Consider the following 22,162-nt stretch of genomic DNA (forward strand, 5'->3'; position numbering starts at 1 on the left):
GCGCGGTGCTCGCGCGCCGGGATTAAACGCCAAAAGAACGGGCATCGCCCAAAGGACCGGTTATGAAGTTTCTCGACGAAGCCAAAATTCATGCGCGCAGTGGCCGCGGCGGTGCCGGTTCGGTCAGTTTCCGGCGCGAAAAATATATCGAATATGGCGGGCCGGACGGGGGCGACGGTGGCCGTGGTGGCGACGTTATTCTTGAGGCCGTCGAAAACCTCAACACCCTGATCGATTTCCGCTATCAGCAGCATTTCAAGGCCGAAGTCGGCATGCATGGCATGGGCCGCAACCGTACCGGTCGCTCGGGCAATTCCATCACGATCAAGGTCCCGGTCGGAACCCAGGTTCTCGAAGAAGACCGCGAAACCCTGATTGTCGATATGGTCCGTCCCGGGCAAATCCATATGCTGTGCTTTGGCGGTGATGGTGGCCGTGGCAACACGCATTTCAAATCCTCCACCAATCAGGCCCCGCGCCGTGCCGAAGAAGGCTGGCCGGCAGAAGAAAAATCTGTCTGGCTGCGTCTGAAACTGATTGCCGATGCGGGTCTGGTGGGCCTGCCCAATGCCGGGAAATCAACCTTCCTTGCCGCATCCTCGCATGCGCGCCCGAAAATCGCCGATTACCCGTTCACAACCTTGCACCCGCAACTCGGTGTCGTCAGCATCGATGACAAGGAATTTGTCCTTGCCGATATTCCCGGCCTGATCGAAGGCGCATCAGAAGGCAAAGGCATCGGTACGCGGTTCCTGGGTCATATAGAGCGCTGTGAGGTGCTTTTGCATCTGATTGACTGTGCCGAGGAAGATCCGGTCAAAACCTATCACACGGTCCGCGAAGAGCTTGAGAACTATGCAGAGATCCTGATCGACAAGCCTGAGATCGTTATTCTGTCGAAATCCGATCAGCTCCTGCCCGAAATGGTCGAAGAGCAACGCGAGATCCTTGAAAAAGGGATCGGCAAAAAAGTCTATATCGTCTCTGGCGTAACCCAGAGCGGCATCAAGGACATTCACCGTGAAGTCCGCGCCCATATCGATGGCGAACGCGAACGCCGCGCCATGGAAGGTCGCGAGGATGAGGGCTACCAACCGTGAGCCACAAGGCGCCTGCTTTAACCGATGCAAAACGTCTGATCATCAAGGTCGGCTCGGCCCTGTTGGTCGATGAAAATACCGGCAAGCTGCGCCGTGCCTGGCTCGAAGCCCTGGCCGACGATATCGCGTTCATGCGTGAACGCGGCGTAGAGGTCATCGTCGTCTCTAGCGGCGCGATTGCCATGGGTCGTCGTTTGCTTGGCCTTGATCACCGCACCATCAGTCTGGCCGACAAACAGGCCGCCGCCGCCACCGGCCAAATCAGCCTGTCACAAGTCTGGCAGGAGGCATTGGGCCGCAATGGCCTGACAATGGCACAGGTTCTGGTCACGTTAGAGGACATGGAAGGCCGCCGTCGTTACCTCAACGCCCGCGGGACGCTCAATGCCCTTCTGGCCCATGGCGCGGTGCCCCTGATCAATGAAAACGATACGGTCGCGACCGAAGAAATCCGCTTTGGCGATAATGATCGTCTGGGGGCCAAAGTCGCCCATATGATTTCGGCCGATACCCTTGTGTTGCTTTCTGACATTGATGGTCTGTATACCGCCGATCCGCGTAAAAATCCTGATGCTGTGCTGATCCCGGAAGTCCGCGAACTGACGCAGGAAATCTTTGAAATGGCCGGTGTCGCACCGACAATGTATAGCTCCGGCGGGATGGTGACCAAACTTCAGGCAGCTGAAATCGCGATGAAGGCCGGCTGTCGCATGATCATTGCACGCGGCACCATTTATCATCCGCTCAAAGCCCAGCTTGAGGGTGCACCCAATACCGTCTTCCTGCCAAGTGAAAGCCCTCTGGCCGCACGTCGCCACTGGATTGCGACCTCGCTAAAGGCACATGGTGCGATCATCGTTGATGCCGGTGCGGCAAAGGCGATGCGTACGGGCAAGAACCTGCTTGCGGCCGGTATTACGGCGGTCGATGGCCGGTTCAAGCACGGCGATGCTGTGCGTGTTCTGGATGGCGACGGGGGCGAGATTGCCCGTGGCATTACATCCTATGGCGCGGATGAAACCCGTCTTCTGATCGGGCACGCATCGGCCGACATCGAAGCCACCCTTGGATTCTCACGCGGCAATGCCGTCATCCATTCCGACGATCTGGTTATGATCGACGATTAACCGGTTACACATAGAGAGCGTACTTCCTCTAGTATAGCTTGAGAGGTGTTTTTGAGCTTCTCAGCTGCTCGCTGTAACTCGGCTAGATCTGATTCTTCTTTATTCGTCGCATGTACAGACAGGGAAAGTCGTATGCTCAAATTTTGCTTCTGGTTTTCTATGTTTAAAAGCTTTGTGTAGATCGGAAGAGGGATTGTGTTGTCCATTAGTGCTGTCATGCTTAGAAGCGGTGAATTGTTTGGAAAGCTATCTAGGTTTTGAGGGCCGTTGGCGATTTCAGCAGCTACTGCGCTGATTGCATTTAGCTCAGGAATTATCGCACACGAAAACTCTTCCAAGAAGTTCTGTGTGTCTTGATGGCGGACGAAATATGTGGACAGAGTGCTCCCGATTGCTGCGGTTATTACAGACAGAGCTGCCCCAATTAGAAGAATGCTGGTGTCAGACTTCTTCATATCTACTCTAATCCTTTCTGAAGTTTAATTTCTCTTTCGTCTCTTGTTCCATCTTATGATAGGAAACGCACAAAAAAAAAGACTGCCCGAAGACAGTCTTTTCTTAAGCGGCGCGGAAGTCCGGTATGTCGGACTTAGGCAGCCTGATCAGCAAGAGCACGTGCCATTTGGCTCAGTGCTTCTTGGTGTTTTTCATGCTTGATGCTGGCAAAGTTACGGGCCAGTTCAAGGCACATGCGCTGACGTGCGTTAAGCTCGGAAGCCTGGTTGCCGTCAAGGCCTTCATAGAAGTAGCTTACCGGAACACCCAGCACCTGGGAGATTTCATACAGGCGACCGGCAGAGATACGGTTGATACCGCGCTCATACTTGTGTGCCTGCTGGTAGGTAACGCCAATCAAATCCGCCATCTGCTGCTGGGAAAAGCCCAGCATGATGCGGCGTTCGCGAATACGCTGACCAACATAACGGTCAGTGTCAGTAGCGCGGTTTGCGCGCTTCGGTTCTTCGATAGCTGCAATCTCAGTCATGTTATTTTCCGTTATCAACCGCCAGTTATAGATCCCCACTTTGGAAGCTGTTGGGCTTATTTGATTTTGCCCCATAAACACCTAATCGCAGCACCGTATCCGGGCTGCGATTTGATGATATGTACCTGAACATTGGTCAGGTAATGTTTACAGCAATCCGCCAGAAGCTAGCTATATAGGTCAATTGAGCTGTCTTTGTCTAGTGCATAAGGTGAAAAAAAGACGTTGGTTTCTACGCTGTAGGGTGTGGAATGCCGTGCATAGCTGGCATGCGCTTCTTGAATGACCGGCGGTTGCAAAAGGTTTTCCTGAGGTAATATCTGCCCCAAAAGCTGTGTCCAGAATGCTGCGCTGCCCACAAGATCATGGGGTTGCAGCCACGCGCCACCATTCTGCGCAATTTCCCGTACAGGCGAAATCGGCGCGGTTGTATCTATCCCGATCCCGGCAGGACCATCCATTCCGGTACGCGCAGAGTCAGGCCTGCGGGCCGGGGGCATGGGAATCGATGTAATCGCGGTCATGTTTTTCGGCGTCGTTGGTTAAAATTACCTGTCTGGTTCGAGACTCCGTCCGTTTTTGGCATTAGCCCGGCAAAAAGTGCCGCCTTTCGGCGTCGCCGGGCGGGGGTAAATGGTTAACAAAAAGTTTATGCACGATTGGTGCCGGTGATGGCCCGCGCCTGAGGTGTGCCGAGTCACATATTGGTGATGGGCGGTTTTGACGCGTTGGAATGGGGGGCTGTCTGCTTGGCAAACGCCAGATCACGGTGCGATGCAGGCATAAAAAAAGGTGGAGCCCCGTACCGGGAAACTCCACCTTTCGAAATTCTGTCATTTGGGATCAGATCAGACCCCGATTAGACCCCGATCAGCGCCAAGGCCCTATTTTGTGGTCTTGCCACCTGCCAGACTGTTGAGCTGTGCCTGCATGGCTTCAAGCTGACTTTTAAGCTCGTTGAGCGACGCATCGGGCTTTGCGGCCCCGGGGGCGGTTGGCTGTGCCGGATTGCTGCCATCCTGCTGGCCGGCTTCCGTGCCATGCGGGAACGGCGAGAACATCTTCATCGTCTGTTCGAACAGCGCGATGTTCTGTTTGTTCATTTCTTCAAACTGACCAAACGGGAAAATGCCGTGCATGCTGCCTTGCATATATTCGCGCATCTGTTCCTGATTATGGCCAAAGGCGCTCATGGCCTGTTCAAGGTAGCTTGGGACCAGACCCTGAAGGCTGTCGCCGTAAAAGCCGATCAACTGGCGCAGGAAGTTAATCGGCAAAAGGTTTTGTCCCTTGTTTTCTTCTTCGACAATGATCTGGGTCAGAACCGGGCGGGTGATGTCTTCGCCCGATTTCGCATCATAGACGACAAAGTCGGTATTCTCTTTGACCATCTGTGAAAGGTGATCAAGCGTCACATACGAACTGGTCGCCGTATTATACAGGCGTCGGTTCGCATATTTCTTGATAACGATGCGGTCTTGATCATCTGATTTCTTGGAGGTCATGACGTTTTTCCTGCTTCCCTGTTTCCCGGACGTTTCTCTGACGAATGCGTTTGACGGTATTGATCCGACTGCTTTGCGCATGCACAAATAACGATGTTGCGCAGCATTTTCGATTTTGCATTCGCTCAGAAGATTATGACAGTGCCGCGAATTTGCCAATGTGTCCAGTATTCAACGCGAAGTGCGGTGCGAAAAACAACTGCAGATACGACTTGTTGCTGCGCAGCACGGGAATTCGTTTTCCCCTGTGTCACAACAATCTATAGTGTTGTGCAACAAACGTGCTTCTCATCAGGGAAGGATACAAGGGAAGGATAAAGGTGTCGCCTATGACCAACGACACGAACGGCCCGAACCCATCAGTCCACGATACGTCGTCACTTGATGATGATGAAAAACTCGAACAGCTTGCCACCCGCTTTCTCGCCTTATGGCGTGAACAGGTTGCCGCTACGGCTGACGGCGCACAGGCCGCCAGTGCGATTGGTCGTCTTTATGCATCCCTCGGTGCCGACACCACCCGCATGGGCGAAGGCTTCGAAGCATGGGGCAATCTGATCGGTCAGATGGCAATGGGGCAGCAACTTGGTGCCGGGGGGGCGAATATTGGCAATCCCTTGGCGGGCGCGATCCCTGCTGCCAACCCTGTTCTGGCGATGATGGAACAAATGACCAAGGCTGCACAGAATTTGCCAACCGCACCTTTTGCTGGTCCCGTTCCCGGTGCCATGCCATTCCCGCCGAACATGGCCGCGATGGCCGGTATGATGGGCATGGGCATGGGCGATGCTGCGGCGAAGGCGGCGACCTCGACCGCCAAATCTGACAGCGAACAGAATGCGCCTGCGGATGCAACGGCAAAACCGGCGGGTGCGACAGCAAAGCCTGCGAAAACGACAGCCAGGAAAAAGACTGCTGCAAAACAAGCTGCACAAGAAGCTGCAAAAGGGCAGGGGAAAAATGATCAGTCCAGAGAGACAAAAGACGCTCCCACCCAAAAGGGAAAGCCAAAAGCGGGCCGGGCCACGGCCGCTGCCGATGCACATGGCAGTCGAGATGACGAGCTGGCTCAGCTCGCGCGCCGCATTGCCGATCTTTCTGAAACAATTGCTGCCCTGGAAGGCGGAACTGAAGGATCAGGCGGCAAGCCTCCTGAAGGAAGCTGAAGCTTACCACCCCGATGACCTGGCACAGGCGCTTGATCGGGTGGCCTTTGATCGGCATGCCGGTTTTCATGACGGGGTGCGCGCCTATCAACGCCATCCCTATCGCCGCCCCAAGGATGATGAACGCAAAGACATCCCCGTCATCTGGGAAGATGGCTCGACACGGGTCTATGATTATGGACCAACCGCCCCCAAAAAAGGCACGCATCCCGGCGGGATCGTTCTGCTGGTGCCCTCCCTTGTTAATCGGGGCTATATCCTTGATCTGAATGAAAAACGCAGTTTTGCACGTTATCTGGCGAAATGCGGCTATCGGCCCTTGCTGGTGGAATGGGGCTATCCCGGGCTTGATGAAGCCAGTTTCGGCTTGGATGATTATATTGCCGGTCGCTTGGTTACGGTGCTGCAAGACGTTGCCGATTTGAATGGCGGGCCGGTGCCGGTGGTCGGCTATTGCATGGGCGGCGTACTGGCCCTTGCCGCAACCCTTTTGGACCCGGCGCAGGTTTCCAGACTGGTCTTGCTGGCAACCCCGTGGGACTTCATGGTTGCCGGTCCGACGCAATCACGCATTGCTGCGGCCTTTGCACCCTCCTTGCCCCATATGCTGGCAATTCATGACACTTTGCCGGTCGATGTCTTGCAAAGCCTGTTTGCCAGCTTGGACCCGTTCATGATTGGCGAAAAATTCCGGCGCTTTGAAAAAATGGCAACCGATTCGGCCAAGGCCCATGATTTTGTCGGGCTGGAAGATTGGCTCAATGACGGGGTGCCGCTACCGCGCCGTGTTGCGGTCGATTGCCTGATCGGGTGGTATGTTGAAAACAGACCGGCAAAAGGCCAATGGCAGATCGACGGCATCGATATCAATCCGGCTGATCTGTCCTGCCCGGTCTTGGCCGTGATCCCGGAAAATGACCGGATCGTGCCGCCCGAAAGTGCCAAGGCACTGTTTGATGCCTGCCCCGAAGATGTCCGGTCTGACCTTCATCCCTCAAGCGGGCATATCGGCATGATGGTCGGATCGCGCGCGGAAAAATCCACATGGGTTCCGGTTGTCGAGTGGCTTGGAAAAGCCTAACCACCTAATCCTTAGCTGGCTGTATCACTTGCCAACTGATCGGGTTTCCGGTCCCAACCCCGTGTGGCCCGCGCCAACAGGGCGATAATGATCAGGGTCAGGATCACCCGCCCGACCAGCACCACCCAGATATCCGCACCTAGGGCCAGCATGATCGCGGTATCCTCGATCAATGAATGCGAAAGCGATAACCAGCTCAGCGACAGGAAAAGCGTGCGCGGCGGGTAATTGTTTTTGCGTGCCTCATCAATGATCAGTGCGCCGCCAAAGGTCAGGCCCAGCAACACGCCAATCGTTGTAACCGGTGCAACGTCACGCGACAGTCCCGATACCCGCAGGATCGGCAAAATGGCAAGGGTAAAGCGATCCGTCAGGCCGGTGACTTTCATGCCATCAAGGATCATTAAAAGCCCGGTAATCACGCAAAAACTGACAATCAGCGACTTGATGGTCTGAATGCTCCAGTCCCACCATCCGGCAAGACCGGTTGCGGCCTGGGTAACATCCCCGCCTGCCATCCATGAAAAATCAACCGGCTCGGACAACCAGCCGGTCTGGTTGCTGATCCATGTCACCAGCGCGCCATAGCCAATCGCCGCCCCGATGCGCAGCGCAGTGGTGGCAATCAGGCTGGCCCCGGCCCGTTTGACAATCGCCTGCTCCACCGGAAGCCCATGGGCAAACAACATCATTGCGCACAGCGCACTTAGTTGTGCAGCCGTCATATCAAGATGTGCCGAAAGACCGATAAACGCCCCGACCGCGCCATACATGCTGACCAACGCACAGGTCGCCCAGATCAATCCCGCTTCGGGCGGAAGGCCGATCAACGCCATCACCGGGGTCAAAAGGTCGGATGCAACTTCGATGGCACCGAATTCTTCGGCAATGCGGACAATGATCATGACCGGCAGCATCACCTTCATCAAGGTGACGAACAGTTTCTGACTGCGATTGATCAGATCAAAGACATAACGGTGCAGGGCGCGGGGCAGGATGCTGGACATCGGGGCGTTCTATCCATTTGGTGGTTGGGCGTTCGGGGCTTGGCTTCGGGCGGGCATCTGTGGGCAGATGCGACGCCAATATCTATCAGACTCTATGTGATGCGGTTACCTGATTTTCGCCGGTGGGCGAGGGTGGTTTAACGCCGCAGATAATGCCATGGCTCAAACTTCGTTGGGCGGAGAATTTGCGCAAATTGTCGGGGTTCAACGATGTTGAGAACACTACTAATTGAGCCCCTTTTCGCACAAACTTTGAGCCGTTTTCGCACTATCTCTGACACATTGTCACTTATCGCTTAGTTAGTTCATTTTTTCCGTAATGTCACAAGTTGTTTCAGGGCAGTTACCCATGTTGATGCACGCAGTCTCATTAAACTCCATGAGAAAACGTTCGATTTCTCGTAGATCTTTTTCTGAAAATGTTTTGGTTTCGTAATGAGTAGAAGGATCGGTTACGCCAGAGTTTCAACAGCAGAGCAATCAACAGAGGCTCAAATAGAGGCATTGTACAATGCGGGCTGTGAACTTGTCTTCTCTGAGAATGTATCTGGAGCAAAAAAGGATAGGGTTCGCCTGAGAGAGGCAATCGCTCATGTTGGCCAAGGAGACCAGCTTGTTGTTGTTAAGATAGATCGTCTCGCTCGATCTCTCACAGATCTATTGCAGATCGTGTCTAAGCTGCTTAGCAATGGGGGGCACTTCGCCAGTTTATCAGATCCGATAGATACATCTTCGGCACAAGGTACACTAATGCTGCAGATTTTGGGTTCATTTGCTGAGTTTGAAAGATCCTTGGTAAGTGAGCGAACTAAGTTGGGGCTGCAAAAAGCGCGTAAGGCAGGAAGAGTAGGCGGCAATCCAAAGCTAAAGTCCCGGAACCCTAAAGCTATTGCTCTCGTATCTGCGCAAAGAAAGCAGAGTTACTTTGACGAGCTTAATTCTTCAGCTCATGTTTGGGTTCCAATTGTTAGAAAATATCGTCCCCGGTACCCTTGGGACGTTGTGGCTGGCATCGTTAATGGGGGTGATGGAAACCGCACGTGGACAGGTGAGAGGTTGAGACGCGCCGCTAAGTGTTTTGTGAAGGATGGGCTCCTTAATGCAAATGTGCTGGCTAGATCTGCAAGGGCTAGACTGGAACCAACTAAGGCTACGATGCAAATCGCCGGCATGCTCAGTATCCAGCCATCCCTTACTCTCAAAGAAATTGTAGAAAAGTTGGACCGTGGTAAATTGACGCCTCCACGTAGCTTAGGAGGTTGGTCTCAGTCCTCTGTACGTTCTGAGATACTTAAGGCGATCGAAATTGGATTGATCGAAGGATGGAAGCAATAACATCCTTTGGTTATGCTCAATTCAAAGAGGCATTCTGCGTTACGGTGGTCGACAGTTTGTCTCGCACTCGATTTAGCAATCTGAAAGCTATCTTCAATTGGCGTTTGGTATCTTGGCTAAGGTCTGACGGGAAATTGCCTGATGACAGCTGTTTCTCTATCTCTTCGATGGCTTGACACTGTATTACGGTGTTTGTCTTTGGCGAAAACGTTGTTTTAGATTGCTGCCTTTTAGGGCTTTTGTACCAAAATCCTTTTGGCCATCTGATATAAATTATCAGTGCCAATGTGCTCTCATTTATTCCGTTTTTCGTAAGGTATTGGAATAGATCATCAGTTTCTGGGTCGCCGAGGTGCTGCATTGGATTGTTTTGCATTTCTGGGAATGCAAAGTGTCGAGTAACCAGCTCCATGATCTTGCTTCTGATCATAATGTTGCAGTCACCAAAAGTCAGGTCATTCACTGATCCAAGATATTGGAAGAGTTTAGATTTTTTCTTTTCTTTAATGAATTCTTTGTCTTCGGGAAGAGAAAGCGACAAGCCCCAAAGATTGATAAAATCTTGGAGTGTGTACTGAATTTGATAAGAGTTGCCTGGCCCACCTAGTTTTTCAGGAAGTCTATTTTTCTGTATGGCTTCGATCAGTGCCTCTTCGACGCCATGAGTAGTCAAAATTTCGTCCTTGTATTGCTCTGTCGGGTGTTCACAGCAAAGCTTCTTGCAGAGACTGCAGCCAAATTTCGTTGCGTAATCCCCCTTCCTTTGCGTGAGTGCTTCAACTTTCTGGAACGGCGATGCTGGGTAGCATTCTGGTAGAGCCGGACAAGTGTCATACAGGTACACTTTGTGGTGACGGCATTTCGTTATTAGTGAGAGCGCCCAGTCGATCTTTAGATAGTTTTCGCCGGATTGTTGAATCTGCTCACTCAAGCAGATTGGGCAGTAAGTGGGGCATGATTCAATTATGTAATCGTTTCGGTGGGGTGACTTATTTATGTATTTGATTCCGAGAAACATGAAGTCCCGTAATCGGGGGTACTTCGCCCTGAGGGTTTGTTCACGCAAATACGTTGAGGAATATCCTGTTAATCGACTGATGCATTCAAGCATTTGATCATTTGGATTAACATCCATTAAATTGATAGGTCTGCTAGATCTCTCGCAGTACCTTGCTATGTATTCATCCGTAATTGGTCGAAGCTGATTCGATATAAAATCCGGAGCATAGTAGTATCTTTCTATTCTTTTGAGCCAAGATGACAATAATTCACCATCATATTTCTCAGGAAGATACGGGACGGGGCTCATAACTAATTTACACCCCCATAGAAGCGAGGGGCGTAATTTTAGAGTTTCTTATATCTTTAAGTAAAATTTGCTCGGTTCCGTTCAGAATGGCCTGGCAAGCTAAATCTTCTATAAAACGAAATATGCGAACTGTTATACCACCCGTACGCTCAAGTATCAGCTGTCTTGCTTGTGCCAGCCCGAGGTCCGATGGTTTTCGCAACGGTAAGGTCGAACTGATTGTATCGATCAAGTCCATAAAATCCTCACCGTCATACCAAGTCGGAAGTTCTAAAGCCTCAAATCTGTCCGCAAGTTGTTGGTCGCGGCATAAGGCGGAGAGAGCCTCACGGGTTCCAGCGCAAACAATCGGAACTCGGAGGTCGTTTGTCAGATACCTAATGGTGTTAAAGATCAACATCTGTTGGCGAGGTGTCCCTGCCAAAACAGCATGAATTTCATCAATGAGGATGATCTTAGTGCCTCTATCGACCAGAATCTTGCGAGCCAAGGATACCAATGTGTTGGTTGTACCATAAATAGGGTGTGGAGCTTCTAGTGCTGAGAGGAGCTGCCTGTAGAACCGTTTTTCTTCTGGCACTACCGGCATCTGAAAGCTCACCACAGGGTTCGGCGGCGGGGGTTCGTTTGGGATAGTTTTGGCGTGGCTCTTGAGGAATTTCGTTAAGATCTGTGTTTTACCCATCCCCGGCTTACCGTAGAGAAGTAAGCACGGCATCCGACTTCTGACTGGGTAATTTATTAGGTTTTCCAGTTTGCTGAGTGCAAATTCTGCGTGTGGATAAGATATAAATTTCTCTGTTTGTATTCGATGAATTCTTACTGAGTTGGGTTCGTCCACCAGACATTGATAAAGTGGGTGTACGTGGGTGTATGCTGTGTGAGCATTAGTCATCTCACCATTCCTCCACGTCGAGTAGATTTATAGGTCTTGGCTGTTCCGAGCATAGATCTGGTTGCTCGTTGTTCGACGTTGATTGTTCGGCTTTGGGTTGATATCGACCCAGTTGGTCTTGTCGGACTCCTAACTTAGCGGCCTTGACGCGCATAGACTTTGTTAGTTTTGATGCTTTGCTCAGAAGTTCGGTTTGTTCTTCAATCGCCCGATAAATTGTTACTTCGTCAATCTGTTTCAATCCTTTTTTCTTTAGTGCTTCGAGCGTCGCCTTATGTTCGAAAAGTGAGATTTTTGGGCGACCTGAATGTACGCGCGGTATGTCATGAATTTCACCATCAGGAGATACATAATACAGTTTAGATATGTCTCGGGGGTCATATCTAACCATTATCTCTGAACCAATAGGTGTTCGTGGAGAGTAGAGGGCATCAGACCTGTAAAAAGTTTTGAATATCTCAATGCCTTCCCTTCGGAGGGTTCTGCTTTCATAAGGAAGAAATGAGACAAAGAATTTAAAATGGTCTTTTGGTACATTTCGAAGTGTTTCCTTTGAACTATCGTGTTCGAGAAACTTTGATATTGGGGGCTGCGAAATTGATCTATGAATTTTGTTGTTGTAGATAATTATTTGCAAGACGAGCCATTTCTCAAACTCATCGAAGCTTAGGGTTGCCCTAGCTTCAGAAGGGTATTCACCCCTATCTTGTACGTTAGAAAAAGTTGTTCCGGGTAGTAGGTGAACTTCACCCATCATTGTACCTATTAGGCGTTCAATGTGACCACCGAAATGGGGTTTCCCGCGTGGTCGGAATATCAAATTTATTCCATTCTGAACGCAGCCTAGCTTGAGTGCCTTGCCTCTGAATTCCTTGGCATTGTCGTGGTGGCCGTCCATGTAACGTCCATGACAGGGCCAAGTGAGCTCTTGATCGATACCCAATCTGGAAAGGGTATCCTGCTTTGGTAGTACAGTATTGGCAACTGCCATTGCTACAGTAGTGGAAGACGGTGAGTCTAGACCTGCGTAGTAACCAACAATACAACGACTATAGATATCAATAGCGAGTGTTATCCAAGGTCTTATCAAGGCAGATCGGTCAAAGTTATCTACTATGAATACATCACAAAGCGTGTGATCAAACTGGACGATTTGCATTGGATAATCGGCGCTGTACGGCTTCTTAACCGGTGTGCTGAGGTGTTTCCCCTTTTTAGGGCCGTGCTTCAGTTTGTTTTTAAGCTCTAGGCTGATCGCTTTAGCTCTTCTCGTGATTGTAGCTTTTGATGGAACTGGAGATATTCCCCTCCTTCTGCATTTGTCGCAGATTTTTCCATACAGTTTGCTGAATTTTATGTTTGGGTGCTCAGTGTAGTAGGTCCTTATTACCTCGCTGACGATGTCTTCAGCTTCTGGTTCTAGGCGAGGACTTCCTAGAGCGGGCCCCCTCCGTTTCGGCAGAAGTGTCTTGACTTCTGGTTGCTTTGTGTATGCCGCTATCCAGCGATAAATCATCGCTGTAGATACATCTTGTTCGCTTGCTGCTTGCTCTACATGAGGTCGCATAGGGCGCGGGCGACGAATGACGCTCTCAACGATTTTCGCCCGACGAGAGGCAATTTCCCAATCTCGGATTTCCTGATCAATCTTATCAACAGGGTCCTGTGTCATAGTAGTGAACTCCGCAATCCTCACCCAAGTAATTTTTATTTATAGGTTGATTTGGGTTGGTAAAAATTAACTTAACGGATCGTTGCGACTGAGTGTTGGAGCATGAGTTGGAATGTCACAGCTACTAACGAGCAATACTCTATGATTTTACATTTGGTTTTGCTCACTGCTCTCGCTCGTGGGCTAAATGAACAAGTTCCTAGTGTCAGCGAAAATTCTCTGTCTTCGGAAAGACGCGGTTCTTTTTTTGGGGGGAGTCTTCTCTGCACCTGTCTTCTCTGTACTACAAAGAGAGAGATGGATTTCTAGGCTGGTAGTGCGTATTCGCGCTTAGCGTCCTAGAAAATCGTCAAGCGTGATCGGTGGATCGGTATCTTTGGTGACAAGAGTTTGAGACCATAAGATAGAAGTTTGCTTTGTGCTCAGGCACTCGATACCGTTTTCTCCCACAAACCAGTGAGTGACCTCGGGCATTAGCGCAAAGGGCATAGGATGTTTAGCGAAAGGATTATGGAATACCTCCATTTCTGCGCACCAAGGCTCATAGCCATGTTCCCACAGTGATCGGTATTCTTCAGAAGTAATATCCATGCAGAAGGGAATGCCTTCCAAGGCGCTAGGCGTGCGGTCAAAAAAGTTTCCCATGCGCGTGTAGCGAAATCCGATTGGTGACCCCATGCCTGAAATAGGGACGCGATAGAGTTTTGAGATTGTACATGCATTGGTAAAGATGACAGCGGATAACTCGGCTGCTTCGTCATTTGCGAAAAGACCGGCCGGGAAACCCGAAGGGCCTAAAAGCGTGTTAGCGGAAATGGACCGGCCAACGGTTTGTCCGTCTTGTTTGGTTACCTCAGCTCCTGTGCCATAAAGATATCCAATCAAGCTTTCGCGGCTCCAAAGCATCGATCCGGGTTCTTGGAAATCTGCGATCGCCAGTGCAAATGGTTTGCCGCTGACATGTGGTAATTTTTCGTATTTCTTGGCTCGTTTGTTTCCAATCGTTTTTGCAAAGCGAAGAGCGCCCCTTCCGAAAAAAACTTCAGGTCGGTTATCTGGCGGGGCTGACGGCTTGGCAAATAGGTGGTTGTATTGGGCGCTCGGATTAGCGGTGACAGCCTCAATCCATACTTCTTGTCCAAGTCGGTTTTGAACTCGGAAATCCGGAGATTCATGAGGCTGTGTGACCAAAAGGCCTTGCTCACGAAGAGAAGCCAGTAGTTGTGCTTCCCAGAGGCGCGTATGAAAATTGGTCGTTTGGAAATCGCTCGCCCAGTTCCGATCTGGTTTGGGAAGTGCGAGATACAGTTCTTTAATTGCCCATAATGCGGGCTGGTGAGAAGGTTCGACAAGCAAACGAAAGACATCGTTCGGTTTTCGGTCGCCAAAGTCAAAAAGAGCCGGTCGAACAATGTCCCCGGATGGGACAGGTGCAACTGGCAAAACACTCTCAAGAAAAGGTGCGAGTTTTTCTTCAGCGCTGGAGCGAGTAGGGAGGCCGTGCGTTTCTTTAACTATTGTCCAGACAGCGTCTTCGCGCCGACACATAGCGATGTAACCGAATTTGCTGGTCGCCTCGTCATGGATGATGATGCCCAAGGCAAGTCCATCATCACTAATCAAGGCGCCGATTGGCGGAGTGCTGCTGAACCCATGCCCCCATGGAAAAGACAAAGCATACACATCAAATTCACATTGAGGCAGTGTGCGCATGTAAAAGCGATAACCTCATCTCTGCATATCCGAAGCGCTGGTGGTAGTTGAGCTAAGCTAAAAAGGCAGTAGTTGGCAGGTTATGTGGAAACAACTCGTCGGGAAGCAGATGTGGTTGAGGGCCATCATCTTCCCATATGCTTGGAATATTATCGCAAGGCATTGGGGTTTAAAAAAAAGCTTCCGATCGCGGGATCTCAACCAATAGTGACATCATGGTCATAGGCTTCCAAGATGCATCCCTAACACGTAATCATCTTAGGCTCGCTGGGCCTTGCTGTCATACCGCTTGGTCCGCCGTGTTTTTGACGGGGAAAGTCTCTTTGCTCTCGACCGGTCTTTCCTGGAATACTCTTCCTTGATCTAAACAACCTTACGAAATGCGAGCGAGAGTGATGACCTCCAGCCAATCCAGCGTCATTGATCGCAATTTGACTATCGATGCTGCCTATTTGAAGTAACCAACATAGCTGGTTGCAGTCTAGTCAGCGGCAAAGGGTATAGTCGAAACTGGATCAGGCCCCTTTTGGGACCAACTTTTAAGCGGCTGCGCTGACGGCAGTTCACCGAACGTCGTACTTGAATACGGACTATATCCTGCGACGGCAGCCATAACTAGCAACCGAATATGATTCAAGTTTCAAACCAATAGCAGCTAAGGATCGCCTTGCCTTACGGGTGATAAAGTGGAATGAAGTAAGAACCACAGGTTTGTTCTGTAAGCTTTTTGATTAAGCGATCTCTTTGAGCGCATTGCTCGGAATTGTCATCACGCAAATTCCACATTCAACGTACTAATCTATGTATGAGAACAATTCCGACTAATCATACTGAAGGCGGTTAATAGGACAGAAATTAAAGGAACTGCTTAATTGTCCTGCCAAAGCATTATTAGATACCTGTATTGACCGCAGAAATTTGTGGATTCTTGCCGGCACTTGAGTGCTGCGACCACTCGACCCCTTCGCGACCAACGCCTAATAAATTCAAAGTAGTGCAAGGGACTTTGCGGGAGCGGAATTTTCTCCTGAGGAATTCAGCTTGACCGATATCATGAGTAGATAGAATAATTTGGTACCCTTCTTCTTTTGCCAAATTACCCATCATATCCGCAAAAGCGGCTGAATGTATGGAGTCGTTGTGCTGAAGAGGGTCGTCAAGGATGAGAGCTTTCCATTTTGACCACTGGAAAGTAAGACTTGCTGCACAAAGCATACTCACGGCCAACGCGGCCAACTGTCCTTCGCTATGAATTAGCTTTGGATCAACGCTTTCGGAAATGAGTTTTCCTTTCACAGCTCGTTGATTGATTCGTCTTCCTTTCACTTCCAAATCAATACCAACATCACGATCACACAATATCGTTTGATTTATTTTGGTCATTAATTCGCTTAATGGAAGAATATAATCTTTGCTAAACTTTGACAGTTCTTTGGTGATCTGTTGACTGGCCGACTTGGCAATTTCTTTCACAGAGTTCGTTGAATCTATATATTCATTTAGTTCTTGAAGGTGATTTTTTGCGAAAATCACCGTCTCTTCTCTCTTAGCTTCTGCCGAGAGGCCGACAGTCTTACGGATGCCTTGCAAAATTGTTTCGTGGGTAATTCGCCAGTCCAGAACATTTTCATTTTCACGTAAACGTTCAAGACGCAGTTTTACTTCGTCAATGACTTGAATAATCTCGGCAACTTGATTGCTCCTCTCGCGCAACGAGTTACTATCGGCTTTCAAACCGTAAACATGAAGCCCGTGCCAAACAGTTTCAATCTCTTGTAGTGCTATCTCATACTCTTTCTGACTGTTTTGGATCGTTTTCAGCCTGGTTTCAAAAGCAGCTTGTTCTTCCAAGTATCTACTCAATTGAATACGTGCATTGGAGAGCACCTGATTCGCTGCTTTCAGTTCCTCTTGAGCCAAAGAAAATTCGAAATCTGCGTTCTGCCACAAAGTATCAAGATCTAAATGAGAAGACTTTTTCTCATCATATTCAAGAACTTGGCAAGCACGTTCATAGCGGCTGTATGCTTGATTGCATTCTTCTGTAGCTTGTTCCAGATCACGATTTGATCTATCGAGATCGCCTTCAGTTTGTTGAAGCTGATCTCTCAATATGTTGATGCTGATTTCACCAGAAAAGCCGGTTCTTAGCACTGTTAGCCAGTGCTTTTTCCTTTTCAATTTTTCCGCTAGACGGGCTGAGTTTTCAGCAAGACCACTTTTTATTTCTAAGAGCATCTCGATAGACGCTTTCTCTGTCAAATCGGTTTGAATCAGTAATTCATCAAGCCTGCTTTGCTGAGTTTTCAATTGCTCATGTGCCGACGCGAGTTCACTCGAAACCCTTTCCAAATGTGCAACCTCAGAGCAACAATTATCATACTCCTCGATCATTGTTGCTAACAGCTCCTCTTCATTTACAAGGGTAGGAGCCAATCGTTCGACGGCGTTGTCAATACGCTCTCGCAATCCGGAGGCGTTCTTAAAATGCGTTGCGCAAAGCGGACATTCGCATGCGTCAGCGGGCAACTCGATTGCTAATGTGGCAATTGCCTGTGACATTGCGTCAACCGTTCCACGCATGTTCTCCACGACTTCTGTTTTTTGGTCAACTTCGCCAGCTATGTTCTTAAGTGCGTTTCTCGTCTCAAGAAGTCGTTGCTCTGTAGCGGGATTGGACTGAAGCAAACTTGTATAGTTTTCAGAACACGCTTCGACACCCTCCATGCAAGCGGTAGCCTCGGAGAGAAGAGATATACGTGTCTGAGCTTTCGTGATCTCGAGACTGTATTCTTCTATATTCATCGATAGACGACGAATAATCTCCATCCGACGAGTGGCGCGAAGATAATTCGCCTTAACTTTATCACGGCTTTCTCCAGCAGTAGAAACTCGAACCTGCATGAAGTTCACAGCTGCTAAAAGACGTGAATATTCGTTTGAGCTTCTCCGTACGGTATCTATTCGTTCGGATTTTGTTTGCGCAATTTGCATCTTTTTAGCGAGTTGCTTCACTTGCAACTCGCTTGAGCTTACGTCGCTCTGACTGGCGTTGAGAATCCCGTTGAAAGAAGCGAGTGTTTTCTCGACTTGATTACCGGAAGCAACAAGCTCTTCAATCTTTGCAACTGCGTGCTGCTGCTGGTCAATCATAGCTTCGCCAATTTGTATTTGATGCCGGACGTCGACGCACCGGAATTCCAATTGGTTTAATGCATTCTCTAAAACCTCTCTTGATAAATTGCCATTTCTGAGTTCAGCGTGTTCGTATGAAAATAGTTTTCCAAAACACTGCTTTAATGTATCGGCAATCTCCCCAAGTTCTTTGTCAACGAAACTCTCGTCTAACCCCCCGAAGCGGCCGATGTCATTCCAATAACGTTGTTCTTGTTTGATGAGAGACTCCAGCGGGCCTTTCTTAGCCTGAATCCGATCGATCTCGGCTCTATAGGCGCGTATAACGCTATCGTTACCTCTCCCATAAAGATTATCAGCTATGGCTTGAATAGATGCACTTTGGGCTGCTTCGTGTAGAATTTTAAAACCACGCTTAGGATCCTGATTTGTTGATCTTGACATGGTGGTCTGGCCAAGGAAATGGGTCAGAAGTAAATAAGATCCAATATCGGAAATTTTGCTCTGCCATTCTGGGGCACGCAAGAACTCAACGATGTCAGTCACTTCTCCAGAGAGCACCGATTTGTTATTGCCGCGAGCTATCAATTCTCTCTCAATAATTTTACGCTCGTGTCCATCTGAGAAGGTCAAGGCGACACTAGTTGCTTCAGTACTGTCGTTCTCCCGTCGACAAAGATATCTCTCCGGCTTATCTGCGCCAGCGACGCTTTCGAATTGATCAATACTTCCCGCCAAATTCCACTCTAAAGCGTTAAAGAGCGATGATTTCCCTATTCCGTTGCTGCCATGAACGATTAAAACTCCCGGTTCAGGCGGCAGGTCTATATTGAGATGTGAAAAGCTCCTAAACTGTTGGAGGCGGATGTTTTGAAGGTATAATGATGTCACTTCCCTTTCCTCCATGCTTCAACAAGTTTAGGGATCATAATGAGCGGCTCGTCATTAAACTTTCGGGCGTACTCAATCCATTGTTTCGCTGTTTTTGCAGGTAAGCCCTTCCCGATTAGGACCCGTTCAACCAAGTTTTGATTGTGGTCTAGAGGCGCGTTATTGACCATGTCATTCTTCCGCCAAGGGCGGGCTAAAAACGTGCGTGAAATCAGTTCTGCGCAAGAAAATTCCTCTTTGTCGCCAGCCTTCCAGACCAATTTTCGGCAAACTGCCTCATCTCGCTCGATCAGATTAATTAAGACATGCCAATCCGTGGCTTCGTCAACGACCGTGCTACGCAGTATGAGGTGGGTGTTAATGACTTGACTCGCTTCCATATAAGAACGAGCGATAACGACTTGATTGTGAAATTGTTTGATTGCTTGCCTTACTTGGTCTGTGTCATGCAAATCTATTTCACCAGCAAGCACAGGGTAGTCTCCGAGCTGAAGGCCTACTACCTTCTCGGGAAGCGCGACATCTGCGGTACCCTCTCGACCTTTAAATTGTTTACTGGCGTAACCTGGCATCAGCTTAGCTTCCCACTCGAGATCTCGAGATGTACAGATCAGCTCATTACAGAACTTTTCAAGACTCATCTACTCACCTCCTTAAGGGCATTATCCTGGCGCTCGTGATACTTCTTGAACTCGCGCTCTATTGCCAAAGTCCATTCCTTCACATCCTGCTGTAATTTTTTACGCCACATCAGGTTGTTGAGAATGGTGACCGGATGCACGCGCTGCGGGCTTTCAAGCGTGTCAAATGCCATTCCACCATCTTGGATCTTTCCGTGCTCATCTGGTCTTGCCAATTCTGAAGTACCTGACAGTATCAAAGCATCAGCAGTCCAATCATCGGGCAAATAGCTATCTGCCAGCTGCAATTTCCCAATCGTCCGACAGCCAGATCCAAGAGCTCTCGAGCTTTGATTAAACGCCAAATTGCCGTACTCCTTATCGTCAATCGGAGTGAGATTCTGTCCAAGGCTCGTACCAAGCATCAGGAGAAGAGCATCAACAAAATCTCCTATTCTCTCACGGTCACCTTCCCATGGTGACTGGTGGAGGTCGACACTGTTGAGCCACCGCAGAAAGCTTGACCGCAACTGAAGGTCAGTTTGCAGCGCATTATTCCAGCTTGTCCAAATTGGCGAAATCTGAGCGATGATCGACGGATCGATTTTGCCGAGCGCAGTCCAGTTACTATTTTGTAAAACGTCTGTTATCCGCCCATTAAGTAGTCGCAGAAGACATTGATCAATGGCGCCCGAGAGACCAGAGGTGTCGAGCGGTTGAGCAGGAAAATAACAAAAAACGTCATTGTGCAATGTGGTCGCGTTGTGTTGCTCCCTCCATTGCTCATATACCGCCTCAACGGCGTACAATTTGATCCGTTCATGACTGGCCTTAATCATGCGGATAATGTTTAATCTATCAGACACTTGGTCCGGGGGGATAGTCACAACTAGATGCACGTCCTCGGTGAGCTGATCACATCTTTGCGCAAGCCCTAGAACACGCTCTCTTCCTTGTTCAAACAACTGATGCGTTGCTAAGTCTTGACCTATGACAATCGTCGAGTGGGCACGTGCTAAACGTTCTTTCTCTGAAATTTTTGATGCCGGATCTTTCAAGTTATCAATTTCAAGTGTCTTGAAAAATTCAAAGGTTTCTTCGCCCAGTGCCGGAATCTCGTCACAACGTCCGTGATCAGTAACATGCGCTTCATAGCGTTCAAAATATTGTTCAACAGGCTTATAGCAGCCTGCTCGATCAGGTCCGTGACGCAGATAAACTCTGTCATAACTTTGCGTCAGCGCTTGCTCATCCACCTGAGGCCCTAACACTTTAAATTTGTCGTTTTCACTGCAAACGTCATCGACCTTGCCCGAACTTCTTATGATCTTAAGCTTCTTCTCCTTTGCTGCCGCAAGAACGGAAAAAGCTATGACTTGATTGAGCTGGGCAGCTTTGCCGGCGACGAACAAGGGACCGTTGCTATTGATTGTGATTTCGCGATCAGTTCTCAATCGAGGCTGAAGTTTAGTTAGAACATTGTGATTGGATAGTAACGGTGTGAGGTATGTTTCGAATGCTTGTTCTAGATCATACTCAGCTTGGCTTTGTGCGTATGCTTTCGCCGTCTCTTGCTGCAAGGTTTCATCATCAAAGTATGAGAGGAACGTTTTGGTAAAAGATAGGTGCTCGTAATTAGAAACCACCAGATTGATGAAGTCTGTAAGGCCACCATCACCGTTGCCGCTCACAAAATAGTGAGCGGGGCTGTGTTTTTCTGCTGCCGTTGCGCCGGTAGAGTTATGTTTCCAATAGTTATGGTTTTTGGAGACGCCGCAAGAAATCTCATCACCAAATCCAATTGCCAAAATCACATGCTTGAATAAGCGTTGGTCTTCTTTTCCCTGTGAGTCGAGGAACTCCAACTCCCACTTTGAAGTGCCTGATCTTGTGACGCATTTTAATCGATTCTGGGGAGTAAATATAAGATTATCCAACTTAGAATTAGCAGCGTCAAAGTACTTCTGGAGATCTTCCTGTACCTTCTTCCCCGTCGTCGCTTCCCATGTAAGGATAGGGAGGTTGGCATGGGACTCCAGTGACCCAATTTTAGGCCACTCATAGATATGAGGGTGAAGCATTCGAGGTGAGCTGCTTTGTAACTGAAGAACAGTCTGTGCAGTATCAAACAAGAATGCATTTGCCCCCACAAGCGCAGTTGCGACTGCTGCGGTAACACCAGCTGCGCCTGCTCCGACAATGGCTACGTCATGGCTTTCCGAGAGCCTTCCGGTCATCTTTAATGCGTGTATTAACTGCAACGCACGAACTTGCTGAGAATAGAAGGTAATTCGCCGATCAAAGGTGCCCACAAAATACAGGCCTTCGTCTTCTGGGATGCCGGCTGATTGCAGCCAATCTTCAAACGGACAGGCAGAGTTCACTTTTTATCCTGAGGCTTTGAAATGCTGATTAAAGTACCAAATGCAAAACAGGGATGAAGTTCCCATTTTAGCCATTACTTTAAATAGTATCATGCCCATTCGATGAAAATCGATCAATGGATAATAACAAGCCTTGCTAAACTTATAGGTGATTGAGATTCGAACCGCGGAAATTTCAAAACCGATATCCGATAATGGGTCTGTCCATGAAGTTAAAGAGTGCTCTCACAAGTCACT

Annotated in this window: 17 protein-coding genes and 1 pseudogene; 5 read left to right on the top strand and 13 right to left on the bottom strand. The window is 49.1% G+C overall.

The genetic code is table 11. The features are described from left to right. Positions 1-62 precede the first annotated feature (62 nt). On the top strand, positions 63-1,100 hold the full coding sequence (gene obgE, locus RIC05_RS09725) for a GTPase ObgE (RefSeq protein ID WP_350041701.1): 1,038 nt from the start codon (positions 63-65) through the stop codon (positions 1,098-1,100). Further along, complete coding sequence (gene proB, locus RIC05_RS09730) at positions 1,097-2,227, top strand: glutamate 5-kinase (RefSeq protein WP_350046909.1); 1,131 nt, start codon at positions 1,097-1,099, stop codon at positions 2,225-2,227. Before obgE ends, proB begins: the two co-directional genes overlap by 4 nt. On the opposite strand, the gene RIC05_RS09735 is transcribed toward proB, so the two are convergent. The 4 genes from RIC05_RS09735 to phaR form a co-directional block, all read right to left on the bottom strand. Next, complete coding sequence (locus RIC05_RS09735) at positions 2,224-2,682, bottom strand: hypothetical protein (RefSeq protein WP_350046910.1); 459 nt, start codon at positions 2,680-2,682, stop codon at positions 2,224-2,226. The two genes, proB and RIC05_RS09735, sit on opposite strands and share 4 nt — an antisense overlap. Before the next feature lie 134 nt (positions 2,683-2,816). After that, on the bottom strand, positions 2,817-3,212 hold the full coding sequence (locus RIC05_RS09740) for a helix-turn-helix domain-containing protein (protein WP_350041704.1): 396 nt from the start codon (positions 3,210-3,212) through the stop codon (positions 2,817-2,819). A 167-nt stretch (positions 3,213-3,379) separates the two neighbouring features. Then, a complete protein-coding gene (locus RIC05_RS09745; RefSeq protein WP_350046911.1) occupies positions 3,380-3,736 on the bottom strand; it encodes a hypothetical protein in 357 nt (118 codons plus the stop codon). Positions 3,737-4,096: 360 nt separating this feature from the next. After that, a complete protein-coding gene (gene phaR / locus RIC05_RS09750; RefSeq protein ID WP_350046912.1) occupies positions 4,097-4,717 on the bottom strand; it encodes a polyhydroxyalkanoate synthesis repressor PhaR in 621 nt (206 codons plus the stop codon). A gap of 329 nt (positions 4,718-5,046) precedes the next feature. Between phaR and RIC05_RS09755 the strand changes: the two genes are divergently transcribed. Both RIC05_RS09755 and RIC05_RS09760 read left to right on the top strand, forming a co-directional pair. After that, the gene (locus RIC05_RS09755) at positions 5,047-5,883 is read left to right on the top strand and encodes a hypothetical protein (protein ID WP_350046913.1); all 837 of its coding nucleotides are present in this window, start codon (positions 5,047-5,049) and stop codon (positions 5,881-5,883) included. Then, positions 5,774-6,964 carry an alpha/beta fold hydrolase gene (locus RIC05_RS09760; protein WP_350046914.1) on the top strand — a complete coding sequence of 397 codons (1,191 nt, stop codon included), beginning with the start codon at positions 5,774-5,776 and terminating at the stop codon, positions 6,962-6,964. The genes RIC05_RS09755 and RIC05_RS09760 overlap by 110 nt, the downstream gene beginning before the upstream one ends. Before the next feature lie 11 nt (positions 6,965-6,975). Here the strand turns inward: RIC05_RS09760 and RIC05_RS09765 are convergent, their stop codons facing one another. Beyond that, positions 6,976-7,971: a nucleoside recognition domain-containing protein gene (locus RIC05_RS09765; RefSeq protein ID WP_350046915.1), complete on the bottom strand. Its 996-nt coding sequence runs from the start codon at positions 7,969-7,971 to the stop codon at positions 6,976-6,978. A gap of 435 nt (positions 7,972-8,406) precedes the next feature. On the opposite strand from RIC05_RS09765, the gene RIC05_RS09770 reads away from it, so the two are divergent. Further along, positions 8,407-9,306: a recombinase family protein gene (locus RIC05_RS09770; RefSeq protein ID WP_350046916.1), complete on the top strand. Its 900-nt coding sequence runs from the start codon at positions 8,407-8,409 to the stop codon at positions 9,304-9,306. 16 nt (positions 9,307-9,322) lie between these two features. Here the strand turns inward: RIC05_RS09770 and RIC05_RS09775 are convergent, their stop codons facing one another. From RIC05_RS09775 to RIC05_RS09810, 8 genes and pseudogenes are all read right to left on the bottom strand, one after another. Further along, on the bottom strand, positions 9,323-9,979 hold the full coding sequence (locus RIC05_RS09775) for a hypothetical protein (RefSeq protein ID WP_350047038.1): 657 nt from the start codon (positions 9,977-9,979) through the stop codon (positions 9,323-9,325). A gap of 174 nt (positions 9,980-10,153) precedes the next feature. Beyond that, positions 10,154-10,615: pseudogene (locus tag RIC05_RS09780) on the bottom strand (TniQ family protein); the annotation flags it as partial. 7 nt (positions 10,616-10,622) lie between these two features. Beyond that, on the bottom strand, positions 10,623-11,510 hold the full coding sequence (locus RIC05_RS09785) for a TniB family NTP-binding protein (protein ID WP_350046917.1): 888 nt from the start codon (positions 11,508-11,510) through the stop codon (positions 10,623-10,625). 1 nt (position 11,511) lies between these two features. Next, positions 11,512-13,182, bottom strand: coding sequence for a TnsB C-terminal domain-containing protein (locus RIC05_RS09790; RefSeq protein ID WP_350046918.1), 1,671 nt, complete (start codon positions 13,180-13,182; stop codon positions 11,512-11,514). Between the two features lie 330 nt (positions 13,183-13,512). Further along, a complete protein-coding gene (locus tag RIC05_RS09795; protein WP_350046919.1) occupies positions 13,513-14,895 on the bottom strand; it encodes a hypothetical protein in 1,383 nt (460 codons plus the stop codon). Positions 14,896-15,786: 891 nt separating this feature from the next. After that, a complete protein-coding gene (locus tag RIC05_RS09800) occupies positions 15,787-18,921 on the bottom strand; it encodes an AAA family ATPase (protein ID WP_350046920.1) in 3,135 nt (1,044 codons plus the stop codon). After that, positions 18,918-19,562 carry an ABC-three component system middle component 1 gene (locus tag RIC05_RS09805; RefSeq protein WP_350046921.1) on the bottom strand — a complete coding sequence of 215 codons (645 nt, stop codon included), beginning with the start codon at positions 19,560-19,562 and terminating at the stop codon, positions 18,918-18,920. Before RIC05_RS09805 ends, RIC05_RS09800 begins: the two co-directional genes overlap by 4 nt. Next, on the bottom strand, positions 19,559-21,925 hold the full coding sequence (locus RIC05_RS09810) for an ABC-three component system protein (protein ID WP_350046922.1): 2,367 nt from the start codon (positions 21,923-21,925) through the stop codon (positions 19,559-19,561). Before RIC05_RS09810 ends, RIC05_RS09805 begins: the two co-directional genes overlap by 4 nt. Between the last annotated feature and the right edge of the window lie 237 nt (positions 21,926-22,162).

It is taken from the genome of Thalassospira sp. (assembly GCF_040218635.1).
Lineage (GTDB): Bacteria > Pseudomonadota > Alphaproteobacteria > Rhodospirillales > Thalassospiraceae > Thalassospira.